The following is a 19,104-nucleotide window of genomic DNA, read 5'->3' as shown; positions in this document are numbered from 1 at the left end:
CCTTAATCAATAAAACGTTGAATGCGTATCTAAAAAGCCATATATTGTGCCCGCTTTAATGCATGGCGATTCAATTTCTTACACCAATTTATTCAACCAGCGCTCAACCGTAACGCTGGTTGTGGGAGTGATATGATGACGGATAAAGTCCGTATTGATACTTTAGGCGCAGATTTATTAGATGCAAACAACGATACCTTTTTGGCCCGTCAGGCTGAATTCGAATCGAATGTCAGGAGCTACCCGCGCAAGCTGCCCCTTGCGATTACCAAAGCGGAAGGCGTCTGGCTGACCGATGCGGATAATAAACAGTATCTGGACTGCCTTGCCGGCGCAGGTACTCTGGCACTCGGCCACAACCACCCTGATGTGCTGCAGAGCATCCAAAGTGTCATTACCAGCGGCTTGCCGTTACATACTCTCGATCTGACCACTCCGTTAAAAGATCGCTTCTCTGAATACCTGCTTTCCCTGCTGCCGGGCGAAGGCAAAGAATACTGCCTGCAGTTCACCGGTCCGTCCGGCGCTGACGCCGTGGAAGCGGCGCTGAAGCTGGCGAAAAAATACACCGGCCGTTCTTCCGTGATCAGCTTCTCCGGCGGCTACCATGGGATGACCCACGGCGCGCTGTCCGTCACCGGCAACCTGTCGCCAAAAGCGGCGGTTAACGGCATGATGCCGGAAGTGCAGTTTATGCCTTACCCGCACCAGTACCGCTGCCCGCTGGGTATCGGCGGTGAAGCCGGCGTGAAAGCGCTGACTTACTACTTCGAAAACCTGATCAATGACGTCGAAAGCGGCGTGCGTAAACCGGCGGCGGTGATCCTGGAAGCCGTTCAGGGTGAAGGCGGCGTGAACCCGGCTCCGGTCGAGTGGCTGCAGCGCATCCGTAAAGTGACTCAGGAACACGGCATTCTGCTGATCATCGATGAAGTTCAGGCTGGCTTTGCGCGTACCGGTAAATTCTTCGCCTTCGAACACGCGGGCATCGAGCCGGACATTATCGTGATGTCGAAAGCCGTTGGCGGCGGTCTGCCGCTGGCCGTTCTCGGTATCAAAAAGCAGTTCGACGCCTGGGAACCGGGTCACCATACCGGCACCTTCCGCGGCAACCAGCTGGCGATGGCCACCGGCCTGACTACCCTGCGCCACCTGAAAGACAATAACATTGCGGATAAAACCGCCGCTCAGGGCGAATGGCTGAAAGGCAAGCTGGCCGAGATGCAGAAACGCTATCCGGTTATCGGCCACGTTCGCGGTCTGGGCCTGATGATCGGCATCGAGATCGTTAAACCGAACGAAGCGCCGGACCACATGGGCTGCTACCCGGCGGATGGCGAACTTTCCGCGCTGCTGCAGAAGAAATGCTTCGAAGCGGGTCTGATCCTCGAGCGCGGCGGCCGCCACGGCTGCGTGCTGCGTCTGCTGCCGTCCCTGCTGATCAGCAATGCTGAGCTGGAAATTTTCTTCGACAAATTTGAACAGGCCCTGCTGGCCGCCGGCGTAAAACCGGTCTGAGTGGAGTAAGTGACCGCAATGTCCAAGTTGAATCCGATTCTTGCTGGTTCCGCGCAAAGTATTGATGCCTACCAGCAAGCGATTGCCCAGACCAGCCAGGCGGTAGCGCAGTGGCTGCAGCAGCCTGAAATGTATCAGGGGAAAAGCGTTGACGAACTGCGTGAGCGCATCACCCTTGATTTCAACGAACAGGGTCTGGGCAACCAGGCGGCGATTGAACGTGCGATCGAGTACTTCCTGAAAGACAGCCTGTCGGTACATCACCCGCAGTGCGTGGCGCATCTGCACTGCCCGAGCCTGGTGATTAGCCAGGCGGCGGAAGTGCTGATTAACGCCACCAACCAGAGCATGGACTCCTGGGACCAAAGCCCGTCAGCCACCATCATCGAGATCAAGCTGATTGAATGGCTGCGCGCTCAGGTCGGCTACGGCGCCGGCGATGCGGGCGTTTTCACCAGCGGCGGCACCCAGAGCAACATGATGGGCCTGATGCTGGCGCGCGATGCCTTCTTTGCCCGCCGGGGTCATTCCATCCAGCAGGATGGTTTGCCGGGCGATATTCGTCAGTACAAAGTGCTGTGTTCAGAAAACGCCCACTTCTCGGTGCAGAAGAACATGGCGCTGATGGGCCTCGGCTACCGTTCCGTGACGCTGGTGAAAACCGACGAATTCGCGCGGATGGACGTGGCGGATCTGAAAGCGAAAATCGCCGAGGCGCAGGCTAACGGCGAACAGATTATGGCCATCGTCGCCACCGCCGGCACCACCGACGCGGGGGCAATCGACCCGCTGCGCGAGATTGCGGCCGTCGCGGCTGAGCACCAGATCTGGCTGCACGTTGACGCGGCCTGGGGCGGCGCGCTGCTGATGTCCGAGAAGTATCGCGATCGTCTGGACGGCATTGACTTAGTGGACTCCATCACCCTGGATTTCCATAAGCAGTTCTTCCAGACCATCAGCTGCGGCGCGTTTCTGTTAAAAGAAGCCCGTCACTATGAGCTGATGCGCTATCAAGCGGCCTATCTGAACTCTGAGTTTGATGAAGAGCACGGCGTACCGAACCTGGTATCCAAATCGCTGCAGACCACCCGCCGCTTCGACGCGCTGAAGCTGTGGATGGGCCTGGAGGCGCTGGGCCAGAAGCAGTACGCGGAAATCATCGATCACGGCGTGACGATGGCGCTGAACGTGGCGGATTACGTCAAAACGCAGCCGACGCTGGAGCTGGTCATGCAGCCGCAGCTGGCGAGCGTGCTGTTCCGTTCCCGTCCGCAGCAGATGGCGGGCAGCGACGATGCCGCGATCGCCCTGCTCAACCAGCGGGTTGGCGATGCGCTGCTGGCTTCCGGTCGCGCTAACGTCGGCGTGACCGAGCACAACGGCGTCACCTGTCTGAAGCTGACGCTGCTGAACCCGATCGTGACGTTAGAGGACGTGAAGGTGCTGCTGAGTCTGGTAGAGCGTACCGCCCAGGAGCTGCTGGCGCAGTAAATTTGTTTTCGCATTAACCTTGAAAGCCGATAACTCACCTTATCGGCTTTTTTATTGGTTTTCGCCCTGAATTTGTGACGTTGTCACGATATTGAGGCTACCGGCCTGAAGATGGCTGTGAACCTGTAGCCCGGACAGGTGCGCAGCACCGCCTCCGGGTATTCTGCCACTCAGCGCTCTTCTCCCGGGGGCGGCGCCGGGCTACCGGCCCGATGATGGCTGTGCGCAGCACTGCCTTCCAGAGGCACTGTATCCGTGCCGGGCGTGACATGGCGGGATGTTGTCGCACCGTGTATCGACTCTCCTTTCCGATACACGGTGCGACAAACTCACGATCGCGACAGGTAACGGGCCGCGGGTTCAGATTGCGCAAAGCCGGGGAGCATGGCCTGACGCGTCGCGTTCAGCGCCTGCCACTGCGTTTCATCATGCAGCGGCGGTATGGTCACCGATTCGCGGCGGTCGAACCCCACCAGGGCGGCATCCACCAGTTTATCCACCTCCATGACGCCGGGAATGGTATCCACGTCTTTGCCGCTGTGCTGCCAAATCTCGGTGCGCGTTGCCGCCGGCAGTACCGCCTGAACGTATACGCCTTTCGCGCTCAGCTCAACGTCGAGCCCCTGCGAGAGAAACAGCACAAAGGCTTTCGTGGCGCCGTAGACGGTCAACCCCATTTCCGGACCCAGCCCAACGACCGACGCAATGTTGACAATCGCCCCCTCTCCGGCCTCGGCCAGACGCGGCGCGATCGCGTTCGCCAGGCGAGCCACAGAGGTCACGTTGAGGGTAATCAGGCGAGTGATATCGTCACTGCTCTGGTGGAGGAAATCACCGGGAATCGAGGTGCCGGCATTGTTGACCAGAATCCTGATACGCGCGTCTTCCCGCAGCCGCTGCTCCACGGCGGCGATGTCGCTATCCTGGGTTAAGTCGGCCTGCAGGATGTCGACCTGAACGCCGGTTTCGTCGCGCAGCCGCTCGGCCAGCGCCGTCAGCCGCTCGTGATTACGCGCGACCAGCACCAGGTCGTGGCCGCGGCGGGCAAAACGTTCGGCATAGACTGCGCCGATTCCGGTCGATGCGCCGGTTACCAGCACCGCTGATTCACTGCTCATAGGTGTACTCCTCAATTTATACATGATGATCGTCATGTATAATGGCACGGGCTGGGTATGCTGTAAATAATGTTATATGATGGTCATCATAAATAATTTCGCAGCAGGACGACGCCATGAGAGTGAGCAGAAAACAGGTTGAAGAGAATAAGCAGACAATCCTGACCGCCGCCGGGCGGTTGTTTCGCGAGCGGGGTTTTGACGCGGTCACGGTCACCGATATTATGAAATCTGCCGGTCTGACCCACGGCGGATTCTACGGCTACTTCAAATCGAAGGATGACCTGATCGCCCAAACCCTCGCGGAACTGAAGATAGAGAACGACGCGGCGAAAAACGACGTCGTCGCGCAAATCGAGCGTTATCTTTCCCCCGAACATCGGGATAATTTTGCCAGCGGCTGCCCGCTGGCGGCGCTGGCGGCGGAAACCATCCGCCAGTCCGAACCCGCGCGTGACGAAATGAGCGCACGGCTGCAGCAGCAGATAGCGCAGCTCAGTGAAGCGATGGATGATCGGGACGCTGAAGCCAGCCGCCGCGCGGCGATTGGCAGCTGGTCGGCCATGGTCGGCGCGTTAATTCTGGCGCGGATGACCGCGGATTCAGCGTTTTCCGACGAAATCCTCGGTGAAACGGCGGCCTGGCTCGCGGAAAAACAGCGCTGAGGTTAAGCCGGGTTCAGGTCTGGCTGCAGGTAGCCTGCGACAAAGCGGGTCAGAATCGCCGAGGCCACCGGGCTCTCCACAACGTCACGACTCAGCCTGTCCGGGTCAACCCCCTCGTTGCGAAGCGCCGCCTGGCGGAACGCGATCAGCGAGCGGGCAATCGCCGGGGTGATCTCCGGATGAAACTGCGTAGAAACGGCATGCGCGCCGTAGCGTACAATCTGGTGAGGATCGTGCTGCGACGAAGCCAGCACCTTCGCCCCTGGCGGTAATCGGGTGACCGTTTGCATATGCGTGAGGTGCGCGCTGAACGGTGCCGGGTGGTCAGCCAGCAGACGATCCGCCAGGCCGTGTGCGGACAGGGAAATGGTTTTACTACCGGCTTCGCGTCCGGCTGGATGGTAGTCCACCTCACCCCCCAGGGCGTGCGCCATCAGCTGATGCCCGTAGCAGACGCCAAACAGCGGCATCTCTATCGCCATCGCCTCGCGGATCCAGGCCGCGGTCATTTCACTCCACGGCAGGCGTTCGGTCACCATATCCCAGGAGCCGGTAATCACCGCGATGGTCGCGTTATCCGGCGCGGGAAGCGGCTCTCCGGCATAGACGCGCGCCACGCTGATTTTATTGCGCCACGGCGCCAGTAAATTGCCAAACCAGAGGGGAAGATCGCCGTGGTCGGAGACGATTTCATCCGGCGGAGTCCCGGTTTGTACAAGAAGAAGCGTATTTCGGCTTAACGACATCAGAGCGCCTTTTTTCACAGCAACACAGAACGCTACTATGAGCAAAAGCGCCGGCGGCGGCAAATAACCAATCCGCTAACGCTTATGCTCAGAGTGAATAACGTTTACTGCGCGTCGGCGCTCTCCACCTGCGGCACCGTCGACGTCGCGCCCTGTTCCGCCGGCGCGTTGGCCGGGTCGAAGATATGGTCGAGGATGGCGCGCGCCGTCGGCCCCGCAACCACGCCATCGCCGCCGCCGTTCTCCAGAATCAGCGCCATCGCCACCTTCGGATGCTGATAGGGGGCAAACAGGGTATAGAAGATATGGTCGCGCAGGCGCACCGGGATCATCTTCGCGTTGTAGGTCTGGTTCTCCTTCAGGCTGAAGACCTGGGACGTCCCGGATTTTGCGGCGATCTGGTACGGCGCGGTATGGAACAGCTTATAGCCGGTGCCGTTTGGCAGGTTCGCCATGCCGTACATGCCGTTGCGCACCACGCCCCAGTAGGGCGAATGCGGATCGCCAACCTGCGGCAGATCCTGCGGCGGCTGATAGCGCTCGACCTTATTACCCTGCTTCATGGAGTAAAGCAGATGCGGATTTTGCACTTTGCCGTTGTTAATCAGGGTCGTCAGCGCCTTGACCATCTGGATCGGCGTGGCAATCCAGTAGCCCTGACCGATACCGACGGAAATGGTATCCCCCTGATACCACGGTTTTTTATGCACCCGCTGTTTCCACTCCCGGCTCGGCAGCACCCCGGCATACTCTTCGTTAAGATCGATGCCGGTAGACTGACCGTAGCCAAACTTGCTTAGCCACTCGTGAATGCGGTCGATACCCATCTCAAACGCCACCTGATAGAAGAAAGTATCCGCCGATTCTTCTATCGCTTTGGTGACGTTAAGCATGCCGTGGCCGCTCTTCAGCCAGTCGCGGTAGCGGCGCTGGGTCCCCGGCAGCGTCCAGGTCGGCGCGCCGAAGAAGGAGGTGGTTGGCGTGATTACGCCCGCCGACAGCGCCGACAGCGCCATGTAGGGCTTCACCGTCGACGCGGGTGGATAGAGGCCCTGGGTGACCCGGTTAATCAGCGGCCGGTCCGGGTTATCGAGCAGCGAACGGTAGGCCTGATAGCCGATGCCCCTGACAAAGGGATTGGGATCGTAGCTGGGGCTCGACACCATGGCCAGCACGCCGCCATCGCGCGGATCGACGGCCACCACCGCCGCGCGCTGCCCCTTCAGCACCGATTCGATATACTGCTGCAGGTGCAGATCCAGCGTCAGGTAGATGTTCTTCCCGGCCACCGGCGGGACCTCTTTTAGCAGACGCACGACCCGCCCGTGGTTATCCACTTCCACTTCCTGATAGCCGGTGGTGCCGTGCAGCGCTTTCTCGTAGTAGCCTTCAATGCCCTGCTTACCGATATTGTGGTCGGCGGCGTAGTTCTCTTCTTCCCCGGCTTTGGCCAGCTTTTGCAGATCGCTGTCGTTGATCTTCGAGACATAGCCAACCACGTGCGCCAGTTCGGCGCCGTAGGGGTAAGCGCGCTGCTGATAGCTCTCCACCGTGACGCCGGGGAAGTGAAACTCATTGACCGCAAAACGCGCTACTTCAACATCGCTCAGGTCCGATTTTAACGTCACCTCTTTGTAGCGGCTGTTGTGGTGCATATCGTCGCGGAAGTCGGCGATATCCTGCGGGGTTAAATCAACGATCGGCGTCAGTTGCTGCAGCAGCGCCGTCATATCGGCGATTTTGCTCGGGATCACCTGCAAACGGTAGAGGGTAATATTTTGTACCAGCGGGATGCCGTTGCGGTCGAAAATCAGCCCCCGGCTCGGCGCGATGGGCAGCATTTTAATGTCGTTCTGGTTTGAACGCGTCTGATAAAAGTCGTGCTGATCCACCTGCAGGCGGTAAAGATTAAGGATCAGGATGGCGAAGCAAATCACCACCAGTAGAAACGCAATGACGGCACGGCGGACAAATAGCATCTTTTCCGCTGAATGGTCGCGAATTTCATCTCTCATTAGGGACATTAGCGGTCATTTACCTGGGTTACAAAGTGCCTGAAAAGGGAAAAGCGGGGAAGAATAGCGTTATCGCAGCGGGAGCCCTACCGAAAGGTTGCTAATGATCTGGCAGAAATGTTTCAGCATGTTAGAAATTTAAGGTGACAGTGTCACAAATCCCCTCCATCAAAAAGCGATGGAGGGGTTGTAGTTTAACGTGCCAGCCAGGCGCGCCAGCCGCCGTAGGCGGTAATCTCCGTGGCTTCGCCTAATCCGTTGGCTTCGCAGATAAAGCCCGCTAACCGACGTCCGTCGGCAAGCTCAACTTTTCCCAGACCCAGCGGCGCGGGGATGGCCGCCAGCAGCGAACCGACCTCCGCGCTGGGTAGCTCCCACACTTCAACCGCGATCGACGCCCCGCCGCTATCGGCGCGAACCATCGCCGGGCGTTTGCCGTCCGCGAGAGCGTATAAACGATAGTGCGGCGCGCTGCGGGTCGCCTGCAGCAGCCGACCGCCCCGCGCCAGCAGCTGGCCGTTAAGCGGCAGGCCAGAGAGATGAGCGCCGCAAACAACCAGCGCCATTCGGTCATGCCCGGCGACGCGTTCAGGCGGCGGGGTCTCCAGCCGCGCTCCGCCCGCCAGCGGCAGCCGCTCAGCGCGCTGAAACGCATCGGCCAGGCCCAGTAAATACTGGTCGGTAAAGGCCCGGCCAAACAGCGTGACGCCCGAAGGCAATCCGTCCGGCATAAATCCGCATGGCACGCTCACCGCGGCATAGTCCAGCAGGTTCATAAAGTTGGTGTAGTACCCGAGATCGGCGTTGCGCGCGATCGGCTCCGCCTCCAGCTCGTCAAGCGTCACCGGGCGCGGATAGGTTGGCGTCAGCACGCAGTCCAGAGTCTCGAGTATCGCGTCGCACCGGGCTTTGTACTGCTGTAGCTGATAGATCGCCGTAAAGGTCGCCGTGGCGTCGGTGCCCGGCGCTTTTGCCAGCACGTCACGAATAACCGGCAGTACCGCCTCCGGCTGCCGCGCCATCAGCGGACCGACCACCGCGTAGCGTTCGGCGACCCACGGCCCGTCATACAGCAGCCGGGCTGCCGCCAGAAACGACGTGAAATCAATCTCAACTGCCACCCCGCCCAGCGCCGTCAGCCGTTGCCGGGCCTGGGAAAACAGGCGTTCGCTTGCGCGGCAGCCGAGGAAATTGAGCTCGCGCGGAACGCCAAAACGAAACCCCGCGGACGGCCTGCCGAACGCCTGACGGCTGTTCCACTGAGGATTACGGCGGCTCCAGGCGTCCTGCGGATCGCACTGTGCGACGAGCGCCAGCAGCTGGCTGGCCTCGTCGGCGGTGGGGCTGAAAAAGGTCACGCAGTCTAACGTACGACAGGCGGGGACCACCCCTGCGGTGGATATCAGCCCTTTACTGGCCTTCAGACCCACCAGGTTATTCAGCCCTGCCGGGACGCGGCCGCTACCGGCGGTATCCGTGCCCAACGAGAAGCTGGCAACGCCCAGCGCCACCGCCAGCGCGGAACCGGCGCTGGAACCGCCGGAGGGATACTCCGCATGATAGCTATTGCGGCAGCGACCGTACGGCGATCGGGTACCGTTCAGACCGGTAGCAAACTGATCGAGATTGGTTTTACCGACCGGCACGGCGCCCAGCGCAATCAGCTGAGCGACAATCGTCGCGCTCTGCTCCGCCCGATACGCAAACGCCGGACAGGCCGCGGTGGTGACAATCTCCGCCAGATCGATATTGTCTTTGATGGCGAACGGCACGCCGTACAGCGGCAGCGCGGCCGGCGAGAGGTCATCCAGCGCCGCCAGAAACGGCTCCTGCTCCTCTTCGCTCAGAATATGGATAAACAACCGGAACTCGGGGTTAAGCGCCTGCGCCCGCTGGCGGATGTCCGCCAGCACGCTGCGCGGCGTGGTTTTACCGGTGCGGTAACGCTCCGCCAGGGTTGCCAGGCGTAAATCAAACGTCTGCTGCATCATGCCTTCTCCTCAATAATCACCGCCACCCGCTGCCCGGCGCGTACCGCGCTGCCCGGCTGCACGTGAACCTGTTGAATAACGCCATCGCAGGGGGCCAGCAGCGGGATCTCCATCTTCATCGACTCCAGCACGACCAACACATCCCCCGCGCGGACCCGGCTGCCTGCCGCCGTTTGTACTTGCCACAGGTTTCCGGAAATCGGGCTTTCCACCCCCTGTTCGCCCTGCCGCAGCGGCGCGTCTCCGCCCTCATCCACGGCGCTCTCCTGGCTGTCAAAATGGGCCTGCCCGCTGGCTATCCAGCGATCGCGTTCGGCGTTAAACGCCTGCTGCTGATGCTCGCGAAACGCGCCGATGCTGTGCGCTTCACGGCGGAGAAACTGCTGGTATTCCGCCAGCCGCAGCGTGCTGTGCTCAATGCGCAGCGGGTAGCGTCCGAGCGGGAAATCGCGGCGAATTTGCAGCAGCTCTTCGGCCGAAACCGGATAGAAACGCAGTTGGTCGAAGAAACGCAGCAGCCAGGGTTTGCCGGCAAAATCCGCTACCTCGCGATAGCGATTCCACATCTGCAGGGTCCGGCCAACGAACTGATAGCCGCCGGGCCCCTCCATGCCGTAGACGCACAGATAGGCCCCGCCGATGCCGACCGAGTTTTCCGCCGTCCAGGTGCGCGCCGGGTTGTACTTGGTGGTAACCAGGCGATGGCGCGGGTCAAGCGGCGTCGCCACCGGCGCGCCGAGATAAACATCGCCCAGCCCCATCACCAGATAGCTGGCGTCAAATACCGTATTCCATACCGCCTGTTCATCGGGCAGATCGTTGATGCGACGGATAAATTCCAGATTACTCGGGCACCAGGGCGCGTCCTGGCGCACGGTGGTCATATATTTATCGATTGCCCTGCGGCAGGCCGGATCGTCCCAGGAGAGCGGCAGATGCACCACGCGCGTCGGCACCTGCAGATCGTCGCTCAGGCAGACCGTGGACCACTCGCCGCGCACCCACGCCAGCAGCGTCTCAAGGGGCAACGTTTCCGGCTGAAAATGGATTTGCAGCGAGCGAATCCCCGGGGTGATATCGATCGCGCCGTCTCTTGATTGCGCTTCCAGGGCCTGCATCAGGGCGTGAATGCGGAAACGCAGAACCAGATCCAGCTCCGGCTCCCCGGCTTCCAGCAGCAGATGCGTATCGCCGGAGAGTCGCGCCACCAGGCGTTTGTCCGCCTCGCCGCAGGTCATCACGACAGGCGACGTCAGCGGCGCGGGCTGCCAGGCTATCGCCTGGTGACTTAGGGTCGCCAGCTCGGCGCGCCGCCCTTCCGCCAGCCGCCGGGCGGTGGGTAAATCCACCGCCACGAAACGCACCTTATCCCCGGCCTTGAGCTGGCCTAACTGCCAGAGGTCGGCTTCAATCACCGTGACCGGGCAGACAAAACCGCCGAGGCTCGGCCCGTCCGGTCCAAGGATCACCGGCATATCGCCGGTAAAATCGACCGCGCCCACCGCGTAAGGGTTATCGTGAATATTCGACGGATGCAGCCCCGCTTCGCCGCCGCTGTCGCGGGCCCACAGCGGCTTGGGGCCAATCAGGCGCACGCCGGTGCGGCTGGAGTTAAAGTGGACCGCCCACTCCGTGGCGAAGAACGTCGCAATATATTCCGGCGCAAAGAATTCCGGCGCGCCGTGGGGGCCGTAAATCACCCGCAGCGTCCGCACCTCAGCCAGCGCTGTGCGTAGCGCGGCGGGCAGTTGATCCCCGCTTCTGGCGGCGGCGTGCGGCGCCAGATGCAGCACGTCGCCTCCGCGCAGCGCCCGTCCGCCGTGGCCGCCAAACTGGCCGAGGGTAAAGGTGCTTTTACTCCCCAGATAGTCCGGTACCTGAATGCCGCCGCTCAGGCAGAGATAGCTTCTGACCCCCGCGCCGCTTATCGCGCCCAGCTTCAGGGTCGCCCCCGCCGGAATAGTCAATACGCAGTCCAGCGGCTGGTCTACGCCATCGAGCGTCACCGCCAATGGCGCGCCGCACACCACCGCCTGAACGTCGGTATTAAATTTCAGGGTCGGCCCGTTGAGGGTGATTTCCAGCGCGGCCGCTCCCTCGGCATTGCCCAGCAGGCGGTTGCCGAGACGCAGGGCGCGATCGTCCATCGGCCCCGACGGCGGTACGCCCACCGCCCAGTACCCCAAACGTCCCGGATAGTCCTGCACGCTGGTCTGGGTTCCGGCGCTCAGCACCTCCACGGTCGCCGCGCGGTAGCGCAGCTGCTCAAGGCAGCGGGTCCAGGGCTCGCCTTCGGTAAAGGGCGCAAAGCCAAGAATTTGTTGCAGGTACACGCGGTTAGTTTCTACGCCGTACAGGCGGGTCTCCGCCAGCGCCTGCGCCAGGCCGGCGATAGCCTCATCGCGGCTGGGGCGCCAGGCGATCGCTTTTGCCAGCATCGGGTCGAAGAACGGCGGGACTTCGCACCCGGCCTCCACCCAGCGGTCAATACGCAGGGCTGCGCCGTCCGCCGGCGGAAAGAAGACGTCCGTTAACAGTCCGGGAGAAGGCTGGAATTGCCGCCCCGGATCTTCGGCGTAAATTCGCGCCTGGATAGCGTGGCCCTGGGGCCGTAACCCGGCGGCCAGCTCAGGTAGCGGAGGCAGTTCCCCCGCCGCCAGCTCAATCATCCAGCGCACCAGGTCAACGCCCCACACCTGCTCCGTGACGCCGTGTTCGACCTGAAGCCGGGTATTTACCTCGAGGAAATAAAACTGCCGCGCCGCGCTGTCGTAGACAAACTCCACCGTCCCGGCGCTGCGGTAGCTCACCGCTTTACCCAACGCGATAGCCGCCGCGCATAGCGCCTGCGCCATCCCGTCAGGCAGATTCGGCGCGGGCGTCTCTTCAATCACTTTCTGGTTACGTCGCTGGACTGAACAGTCGCGCACGCCGAGCGCGATGACCTCTCCCCGCCCGTCGCCGAAGATTTGTACCTCCAGATGGCGGGCGCGTTCGATATATTTTTCGAGAAATACCCCGCCGTCGCTGAAGTTGTTTTGTCCCAGCCGCTGCACCGCGGCAAACGCCTCAATCAGCTCACGGGCGTCGCGACAGACGCGCATGCCAATCCCGCCGCCGCCGGCGGTGCTTTTGAGCATGACCGGATAGCCCACCGCCTCAGCCGCCCGGCAGGCTTCGCCGCTGTCGGCCAGCAGCTCGCTGCCTTCCAGCAGCGGCACGCCCTCGGCTTTGGCTAAGGCCCGAGCGGTATGCTTCAGGCCGAAGGTGCGCAGCTGTTGCGGAGTGGGGCCGACAAACGCCACCCCCGCCGCCTCGCAGGCCTCAGCGAAGGCCGCGTTTTCAGACAGAAAGCCGTAGCCGGGGTGGATCGCTTTGGCGCCGCTCTGCTGCGCGGCGGCAATGATCTTCTCCGTCACCAGATAGGTTTGCGCCGCCGGGCCGTCGCCGAGGCTTAACGCTTCATCCGCGTCGCGGATATGCAGACTACTCAGGTCGGCTTCGGAATAGACGGCGACGCCCTTCACCTGCATCGCGCGCAGGGTGCGCAGAATGCGGCAGGCGATGGCGCCGCGGTTGGCAATCAGTAAGGTATCAAACATAAGCGCAACTCACAGGGTCGCGGGTCGTCCCGCAATAATTCGATGTTCCCCTGAGGTCGTCCCCGGGGTGAACCGGCGCTTAAGGTTTGCGCGTCGGCGTACTGTTCAGGCGGTCTGCGCGGACGGCGAAGAGCCGAAAGGCCAGCAGACGCCAGCGCTGCCAGCGGGTCAGTTCCATACCAGCACCTCGGCGGGCGTGGGGTTCCAGCCGTTGCAGGGATTATTTAACTGCGGACAGTTGGAAATCAGCACCACGGCGTTGCACTCGGCGCGCAGCTCAACGTATTTCCCCGCCGCCGATATCCCGTCCTCAAAGGTCAGACCGCCTTCCGGCGTCACCGGGACGTTCATAAAAAAATTAATGTTGGCGCCGATATCGCGCTTATGCAGGCGGCCATCGTGCAGGCAGGCGCAGAGGAAATTATCCCGACAGCTGTGCATATAGCGTTTATCCTGGGCGTAGCGCACGGTGTTGCTCTCCTGGGCACAGGCGCCGCCGAGGGTATCGTGGCGACCGCAGGTGTCGGCAACGATGGTCAGCAGCGGATTGCCCAGATTGGAATAGAGTACGCTGCCGGTGGTCAGGTAGGCATTGCCCTGGCGGCGCAGCGTGCGCTGCGGATCGTAGCGTTCTCGGGGGTTATCGGCGTTGTAAAACAGGGTATCAATGGCCTGGTTGCCTTCGAGGTCAAGCAGGCGCAGGGTTTGCCCTTTTTGTACCTCAAACAGCCAGGGTTCCCCTGCCGGGATCACATGGCGATAGACGGCATCTTCGGGACGACGGTTACTGGCGATCAGGGTCATCGCAGCCTCCTTACAGGGCAAAAAGTTGGGTGTTGAGGAACGCGCGCTGGTTTTCATCGCGGGTAAAGAGCGCTTCCGCGGCCGCCTGCGCATCGTCAGCCTGGTACCAGCTCAGCTGGATCGGCCGCGGGGCGTACTCAGCGGCAGGGTCCTGAGGATGCGGCAGCGCGGTCAGCACCATGAGGACATCCATCGGCGCAAACAGCTCAACGTAATCTCCGGCGCGGCTGTTGGCGGAAATAAACTGAAAACGGCCATCCTCATCGACCGTGACTTTGCTGAAGAAGTTAACCACCATCAGCAGGTCCTCCAGGCCCAGATCCCATTTACCCATTTCAACCAGCAGGTTATCGACGCCGTTGCGGTAGAAGCCATTGCGCAGCTCCTGGTAGCGTCCTGCGCCATATTTTTCACGCGTCTCGTCGGCGTTGAGTATCCCGCCGAACGGGTCGTGCCAGCCGCAGCTGTCGGCAACAATCCCGGCCAGAACGCGCCCCATATCGGAGTAGAAACAGTGCCCGGCGGTCAGGCGCGCGGTGTGCTGCCCCTTGAGGGTATCCGGCAGATTCAGGCGCTCACTCTTCTCATGGGGATTCAGCATCATCATGCTGACGTTGGCCCCGCCGTCGATATCGGTCAGGCGCAGGATCTGCCCTTTGCGCAAAATCAATGAGGTGTGCGCCCCGCCGGGTAGCCGCTCTTCGCGCAGGCTGGGGGATGAGTGAAAAAGTGCGGTCATCAAACTATCTCCTTAATGCGTAAACGTTATTGTCGCTGCCGGTGGTCATCTGCGACATCCGCGCTTCATTGAGCGGAATATCGTAGGTAACGCGCGCACCCCAGGCGTTGGGCGCCTGCGGATCGATGCGCACTTTGTCGAAAACCAGCAGCCGGGTGCCAAGGTTGAAGCCCTCCGCGAGGTCGTGGGTGACCATAAAAACCGTCATCCGCGTTTCGCTCCACAGCTGGAGCAGCAGCCCGTGCATATCCTTGCGAATACCGGGATCCAGCGCGCCGAAGGGTTCATCAAGCAGCAGTACGCGCGGCTGCATGACGAAAGCCTGGGCGATCGCCAGCCGCTGCTGCATCCCGCCGGAGAGCTGCGCCGGATATTTATTCAGCGCGTGCCCCAGCCCGACTTTCTCCAGCATCCGCTGCGCCCGTTCGCGCGCGTCGCGTTTCCTGCCGGCAAACAGCCGGCCAAACAGCGGTGACGCCGGGAGTTCGAGGCCAATGGCGACGTTATCCAGCACGTTGAGGTGCGGAAAAACCGAATAACGCTGAAACACCACGCCGCGGCTGCGGTCCGGCTCCGCCGCCAGCGGCTGGCCGTCGAGGGTGATTTCCCCGCGAGTCGGCTTTTCCTGGCCGAGCAGCAGGCGTAAAAACGTCGACTTCCCGCAGCCGGACGCGCCGACCATCGAACAGAACTCGCCCTCTTTCACCTGCAAATTGATGCGCTCCAGCACCACGTGGTCGCCGTACTCCTGCCAGATATTTTTGATGTCGATAAAGCTCATGCCCGGCCTCCTTCCGCCCACGGGAAACAGGCTTTGTGCAGCTGGCGCAGAGCCAGATCCATCAGCCACGCCAGCAGGGTTATCCAGATGACGTAAGGAATAATCACGTCCATCGCCATATAGCGGCGGACGAGGAATATGCGATAGCCGAGACCGGCGGTGGCGGAAATGGCCTCGGCGGAGATCAAAAACAGCCATGCGGAGCCCAGCAGCAGGCGCAGGGAGGTTATCAGCCGCGACAGCAGCTGCGGCAGCACTACCCGCAGCACCACCGTCCAGCTATTGGCGCCGAGGGTTTGCGCTTTGATAAACAGCTCCGCCGGGATTTCCCGCGCCCGCTGTTCAAGGTCGCGCGCCAGCATCGGCGTAATGCCAATGACGATAAGCATCACTTTTGATAGCTCATCCAGGCCGAAGACGATAAACAGCACCGGCAGGATCGCCAGCGGCGGGATCATCGACACCACGGTCATCAGCGGCGACAGCGCCGCGCGGTACATCGGGAACACGCCGGCGGCGATGCCGATGCCCAGGCCAATCAGCGACGAGAGCGCCAGACCAATCAGCAGGCGGCTCATACTAATCAGCGTGTCGGCCCACAGCAGATACTCGCCGCTGCGTTTATCCGGGGTGAAGGCCATCCGATCGATGGCCGCGATCATCTGCGACAGGCCGGGCAGCAGCTTATCCTGCGGGTTGGCTTCCAGCCGCACCGCCGAACCGATAAACCAGGCGGCGATCATCAGGACGAAGGGCAATAGCATCAGCGTCAGGCGCATACCCTGCCGGGGATAGCGGTTAATGTGGCGCATGGCGTGGACTCCCAAGGTCAATCATTACAGCTGCCCCGCCGCGGCCAGCTTCAGATAGCTGTCGTCAAAGCGCAGTTTGCTGTTGGCGGTATCGCCGACGGTGACGCCGCCGGGGAAGGTCATGCCGATAAAGTCAGCGCTCTGCGCTCCCTCTCCCAGCAGCCCTTTATCAAAAGAGAACTGCGCCACCCGCTGCATGGTTTTTGCCAGCGCCGGCGAGGAGATAAACGTCAGGGTATCGGCAGGCGTCCAGAAGAGATGGGTTGTTTTGAGCTGCGCCCGGTAGCCCGCGAGGTCGGTGCCGGAATCGGCGGCCATTGCGCTTAGCGCCTGCGTGTCTCCGGCCTGCATTTTGGCCATCATCTCGAACCAGGCGCCGGTCAGGGCTTTACCCAGCGCCGGGTTATCTTTCAGAGTCTGAGTATTCACTACCATCATGTCGATCAGCTCGCCGGGAACCTGCGAAGAGCTAAAGACCTCCGTGGTTTGCGGCGTCTTTTTGATAACCGAAAGCTGCGGATTCCAGGCCACCGCCGCGCGTACGCCGCTGGTGCCAAAAGCCGAGACGATATCCGCATCCGAGGTATTGACCACTTTGACGTCTTTTTCCTGCAGCCCGGCTTTTTCCAGACCGCGAACCAGCAGGTAGTGCGATACCGAAAGCTCCGGGAGATACACCGCCATGCCTTTCAGATCGCTGAGCTTTTTATCCGCCCCCTTCAGCACCACGCCGTCGTTGCCGTCGGAGTAGCTGCCGGTAATGAGCGCCGTGGTATCAACGCCGCCCGCCGCCGGAATGGTCAGGGCATCCATGTTGGTCATGGTGCAGCCGTCAAACTGGCCCGCGGTGTACTGGTTAATGGATTCGATGTAGTCGTTAAGCTGAACGATATTGATTTTGATGCCGTATTTACTGGCCCATTTATCGATGATTTTTTCGTTGCTGATGGTGCCCCAGGGCATCCATCCGGCATAGATAGTCCAGCAGATGTTGAACTCTTTTTTGACGGCGGCAAACGAAGGGACGCTGGCCAGTAGCGCCAGCGACAGGATAAGAGAGCGGAGGATCGGCGGTGTCTTCATGGTGGACCTCTGGTTAGCACGAGAAACGGGGGCAGCGCGACACCCAACGGTGCTGCTGTCTCCCGGGCTTTTGTCCCGCCGTGTAACCTCGCAGAGGTCGCCAGCTCTCGGACCAGACGTTCACCTGAGTGAACCGGAACCCTAGCCAGCTATTGTGTTATCTCAATTGTCTGTTGCGCTGCCTTCTGAACAGGAGTGTGCAAGGTCTATGCCAGGCGCGCAGCGCGCGTAAAATCAGCCCTACGACGGCAGGCGCCGCCGCGGCTCCCAAAAATGGGGAGTGATGATGGGGCATTGCATGGATTTGGTGCGTATGGCGTGAAGGCGGCGAGCGGTCGGGACGATAGCCGCTCGCCGGGAAACGCTTGCTAGCGCGCTTTTTCGCTCACCGTCATGGTGAATCGCGCGATCTTATCCCCGGCGTTAGCGTAGCTATGCGGGGCGTCGGTACGCGCGACGGCGGAATCCCCCTCTCGAATCAGATAGACCCCGTCGTTAACCGTCAGGGTTAAGGCGCCCTCGGTCACGAAAAGCAGCTCAGTCGTCCCCTCCCCGTGCCCCGGCGATGTGAACATTTCTCCCGGATTGAGGCTCCACTGCCAGAGCTCAACCATATCCGGACCGCTGGTACCGGCAAGGAGCCGCGCCTTGCCGCCCTGCTCGCCCTGCCACAGCGTGGGAATCTCGCCTTCTGCAATCACCTTTACCGGCGGCGCTGTGGCGACATTGACAAAATCGGCCACGGAAACGCCCAGCGCCGAGGCCAGACGGCACAACAGCGCAATGCTGGGATTGGCCCTGCAGGCTTCAATGTCTACCAGCATACCTTTGCTGACGCCCGCGCGTCGCGACAGCTCATCCAGGGAGATCTTCTTTTCCGCCCGGTAGCGCTTAATGCGCGCCGCAACGGCTTCATTAATCATGGCGGCATCGGCGCCCGCGTCGGTCGTTATATTGACTTTATTGGTCATCGGTCGATATTATGCTTTAAAATGGTCGTTACAGGATTATCCAATGAATAGCGTATTACCGTCAATCAGCCCGCAGGTCTCCGCGCTGGCCCCCGGCTTTCGCGCCCTGAGCATTGATGTCGTTTCCGCCGCCGTACGCGCCCCCCTGGTCGGGTCCGATGCGCTCCGCTCCGCCTGCCAGGCGGTTATCGCCGGCGAGCCGCAGTGGGCGGAGGCGCACCTGCAGGCCTGGAACGAGGTATTCCGCGCCTTTGGCGCAAAACCCAAGCGGACGCCCTGCTCGGCGGAAGCCTTGCGCCGGCGGGTGCTGCGCGATGGCGAGATGGCTGCGATCGATCCCATCGTCGATCTCTATAATGCGGTGAGCCTGCGCTACGCCGTGCCGGTCGGCGGCGAAAACCTGGCGGCTTACGTTGGCGCCCCGCACCTCAAGCTCGCGGACGGCAGCGAACCGTTCGATACCGTCAAAGAGGGGCAGATCGTTCACGAATATCCCGACGCGGGAGAAGTGGTCTGGGGCGACGATCGCGGCGTGACCTGCCGACGCTGGAACTGGCGACAGGGAGTACGCACTCGTCTGAGCGTGGAGAGTCCGCGGATGTGGTTTATTCTTGAAAGCCTGCCGGAAATGCCGCTTAGCGCGCTGCAGGAGGCGGGAGAGATGCTGAGCAACGGCCTGCTGGAGATGATGCCGGAGGCGACGATCCGCTCACAGCTGATAGGGCCAGGGGCCTAAAGCCATTCCCCTGCGCCCGGCAGCGTAGCGCC

General features: G+C 61.4%; 15 protein-coding genes and 1 riboswitch. Of the genes, 4 read left to right on the top strand and 11 right to left on the bottom strand.

Annotated features, from left to right (window positions below):
- Positions 1-132: 132 nt before the first annotated feature.
- Positions 133-1,518: a diaminobutyrate--2-oxoglutarate transaminase gene (locus F8562_RS15640; RefSeq protein WP_009652210.1), complete on the top strand. Its 1,386-nt coding sequence runs from the start codon at positions 133-135 to the stop codon at positions 1,516-1,518.
- A 9-nt stretch (positions 1,519-1,527) separates the two neighbouring features.
- The gene (locus tag F8562_RS15635; protein ID WP_160740681.1) at positions 1,528-3,009 is read left to right on the top strand and encodes a pyridoxal phosphate-dependent decarboxylase family protein; all 1,482 of its coding nucleotides are present in this window, start codon (positions 1,528-1,530) and stop codon (positions 3,007-3,009) included.
- Positions 3,010-3,338: 329 nt separating this feature from the next.
- On the opposite strand, the gene F8562_RS15630 is transcribed toward F8562_RS15635, so the two are convergent.
- Positions 3,339-4,127, bottom strand: coding sequence for an SDR family NAD(P)-dependent oxidoreductase (locus tag F8562_RS15630; protein WP_014838460.1), 789 nt, complete (start codon positions 4,125-4,127; stop codon positions 3,339-3,341).
- Between the two features lie 116 nt (positions 4,128-4,243).
- On the opposite strand from F8562_RS15630, the gene F8562_RS15625 reads away from it, so the two are divergent.
- Positions 4,244-4,792 (top strand): TetR/AcrR family transcriptional regulator, encoded by a 549-nt coding sequence (locus tag F8562_RS15625; RefSeq protein WP_014838459.1) that lies wholly within the window; start codon positions 4,244-4,246, stop codon positions 4,790-4,792.
- 2 nt (positions 4,793-4,794) lie between these two features.
- Here F8562_RS15625 and F8562_RS15620 read toward each other — a convergent pair whose 3' ends face one another.
- The 10 genes from F8562_RS15620 to F8562_RS15575 all read right to left on the bottom strand — a co-directional run bounded on the left by F8562_RS15620 (position 4,795) and on the right by F8562_RS15575 (position 18,336).
- Positions 4,795-5,538 carry a glutamine amidotransferase gene (locus F8562_RS15620; protein WP_014229326.1) on the bottom strand — a complete coding sequence of 248 codons (744 nt, stop codon included), beginning with the start codon at positions 5,536-5,538 and terminating at the stop codon, positions 4,795-4,797.
- Positions 5,539-5,642: 104 nt separating this feature from the next.
- Positions 5,643-7,562 carry a penicillin-binding protein 2 gene (mrdA, locus tag F8562_RS15615; RefSeq protein ID WP_014838458.1) on the bottom strand — a complete coding sequence of 640 codons (1,920 nt, stop codon included), beginning with the start codon at positions 7,560-7,562 and terminating at the stop codon, positions 5,643-5,645.
- 185 nt (positions 7,563-7,747) lie between these two features.
- Positions 7,748-9,544, bottom strand: coding sequence for an allophanate hydrolase (gene atzF / locus F8562_RS15610; RefSeq protein WP_014838457.1), 1,797 nt, complete (start codon positions 9,542-9,544; stop codon positions 7,748-7,750).
- Entirely contained in the window at positions 9,541-13,146 is a 3,606-nt protein-coding gene (gene uca / locus F8562_RS15605; protein ID WP_014838456.1) for an urea carboxylase, read from the bottom strand. Before uca ends, atzF begins: the two co-directional genes overlap by 4 nt.
- 168 nt (positions 13,147-13,314) lie before the next feature.
- Complete coding sequence (locus tag F8562_RS15600) at positions 13,315-13,950, bottom strand: urea amidolyase associated protein UAAP2 (RefSeq protein ID WP_009652130.1); 636 nt, start codon at positions 13,948-13,950, stop codon at positions 13,315-13,317.
- A 10-nt stretch (positions 13,951-13,960) separates the two neighbouring features.
- On the bottom strand, positions 13,961-14,689 hold the full coding sequence (locus F8562_RS15595) for an urea amidolyase associated protein UAAP1 (protein ID WP_014838455.1): 729 nt from the start codon (positions 14,687-14,689) through the stop codon (positions 13,961-13,963).
- A gap of 4 nt (positions 14,690-14,693) precedes the next feature.
- Positions 14,694-15,470 (bottom strand): ABC transporter ATP-binding protein, encoded by a 777-nt coding sequence (locus tag F8562_RS15590; protein ID WP_014838454.1) that lies wholly within the window; start codon positions 15,468-15,470, stop codon positions 14,694-14,696.
- Entirely contained in the window at positions 15,467-16,282 is an 816-nt protein-coding gene (locus F8562_RS15585; protein WP_009652192.1) for an ABC transporter permease, read from the bottom strand. The genes F8562_RS15590 and F8562_RS15585 overlap by 4 nt, the downstream gene beginning before the upstream one ends.
- Before the next feature lie 24 nt (positions 16,283-16,306).
- Complete coding sequence (locus F8562_RS15580; RefSeq protein ID WP_014838452.1) at positions 16,307-17,365, bottom strand: putative urea ABC transporter substrate-binding protein; 1,059 nt, start codon at positions 17,363-17,365, stop codon at positions 16,307-16,309.
- Between the two features lie 57 nt (positions 17,366-17,422).
- A riboswitch (guanidine-I (ykkC/yxkD leader) is annotated at positions 17,423-17,521 on the bottom strand.
- A 212-nt stretch (positions 17,522-17,733) separates the two neighbouring features.
- Positions 17,734-18,336: a helix-turn-helix domain-containing protein gene (locus F8562_RS15575; RefSeq protein ID WP_014229319.1), complete on the bottom strand. Its 603-nt coding sequence runs from the start codon at positions 18,334-18,336 to the stop codon at positions 17,734-17,736.
- A 43-nt stretch (positions 18,337-18,379) separates the two neighbouring features.
- On the opposite strand from F8562_RS15575, the gene F8562_RS15570 reads away from it, so the two are divergent.
- On the top strand, positions 18,380-19,072 hold the full coding sequence (locus tag F8562_RS15570; RefSeq protein ID WP_014229318.1) for a B3/4 domain-containing protein: 693 nt from the start codon (positions 18,380-18,382) through the stop codon (positions 19,070-19,072).
- The last annotated feature ends 32 nt before the right edge of the window (positions 19,073-19,104 follow it).

Origin of the sequence: Klebsiella sp. RCJ4 (assembly GCF_009025755.1) — a bacterium.
Classification (GTDB): domain Bacteria; phylum Pseudomonadota; class Gammaproteobacteria; order Enterobacterales; family Enterobacteriaceae; genus Klebsiella; species Klebsiella michiganensis.
Note: the sequence above shows the minus strand (reverse complement) of the source record. Positions and strands in the feature narration are given on the sequence as shown.

Excerpts from the sequence above, each read along its gene's own strand:
- F8562_RS15585 (WP_009652192.1), bottom strand. The coding sequence starts at position 16,282 with ATGCGCCACATTAACCGCTATCCCCGGCAGGGTATGCGCCTGACGCTG.
- F8562_RS15625 (WP_014838459.1), top strand. The coding sequence starts at position 4,244 with ATGAGAGTGAGCAGAAAACAGGTTGAAGAGAATAAGCAGACAATCCTG.
- F8562_RS15640 (WP_009652210.1), top strand. The coding sequence starts at position 133 with ATGATGACGGATAAAGTCCGTATTGATACTTTAGGCGCAGATTTATTA.
- F8562_RS15600 (WP_009652130.1), bottom strand. The coding sequence starts at position 13,950 with ATGACCCTGATCGCCAGTAACCGTCGTCCCGAAGATGCCGTCTATCGC.
- F8562_RS15620 (WP_014229326.1), bottom strand. The coding sequence starts at position 5,538 with ATGTCGTTAAGCCGAAATACGCTTCTTCTTGTACAAACCGGGACTCCG.
- F8562_RS15575 (WP_014229319.1), bottom strand. The coding sequence starts at position 18,336 with ATGACCAATAAAGTCAATATAACGACCGACGCGGGCGCCGATGCCGCC.
- uca (WP_014838456.1), bottom strand. The coding sequence starts at position 13,146 with ATGTTTGATACCTTACTGATTGCCAACCGCGGCGCCATCGCCTGCCGC.
- F8562_RS15580 (WP_014838452.1), bottom strand. The coding sequence starts at position 17,365 with ATGAAGACACCGCCGATCCTCCGCTCTCTTATCCTGTCGCTGGCGCTA.
- F8562_RS15570 (WP_014229318.1), top strand. The coding sequence starts at position 18,380 with ATGAATAGCGTATTACCGTCAATCAGCCCGCAGGTCTCCGCGCTGGCC.
- atzF (WP_014838457.1), bottom strand. The coding sequence starts at position 9,544 with ATGATGCAGCAGACGTTTGATTTACGCCTGGCAACCCTGGCGGAGCGT.
- F8562_RS15630 (WP_014838460.1), bottom strand. The coding sequence starts at position 4,127 with ATGAGCAGTGAATCAGCGGTGCTGGTAACCGGCGCATCGACCGGAATC.
- F8562_RS15595 (WP_014838455.1), bottom strand. The coding sequence starts at position 14,689 with ATGACCGCACTTTTTCACTCATCCCCCAGCCTGCGCGAAGAGCGGCTA.
- mrdA (WP_014838458.1), bottom strand. The coding sequence starts at position 7,562 with ATGTCCCTAATGAGAGATGAAATTCGCGACCATTCAGCGGAAAAGATG.
- F8562_RS15590 (WP_014838454.1), bottom strand. The coding sequence starts at position 15,470 with ATGAGCTTTATCGACATCAAAAATATCTGGCAGGAGTACGGCGACCAC.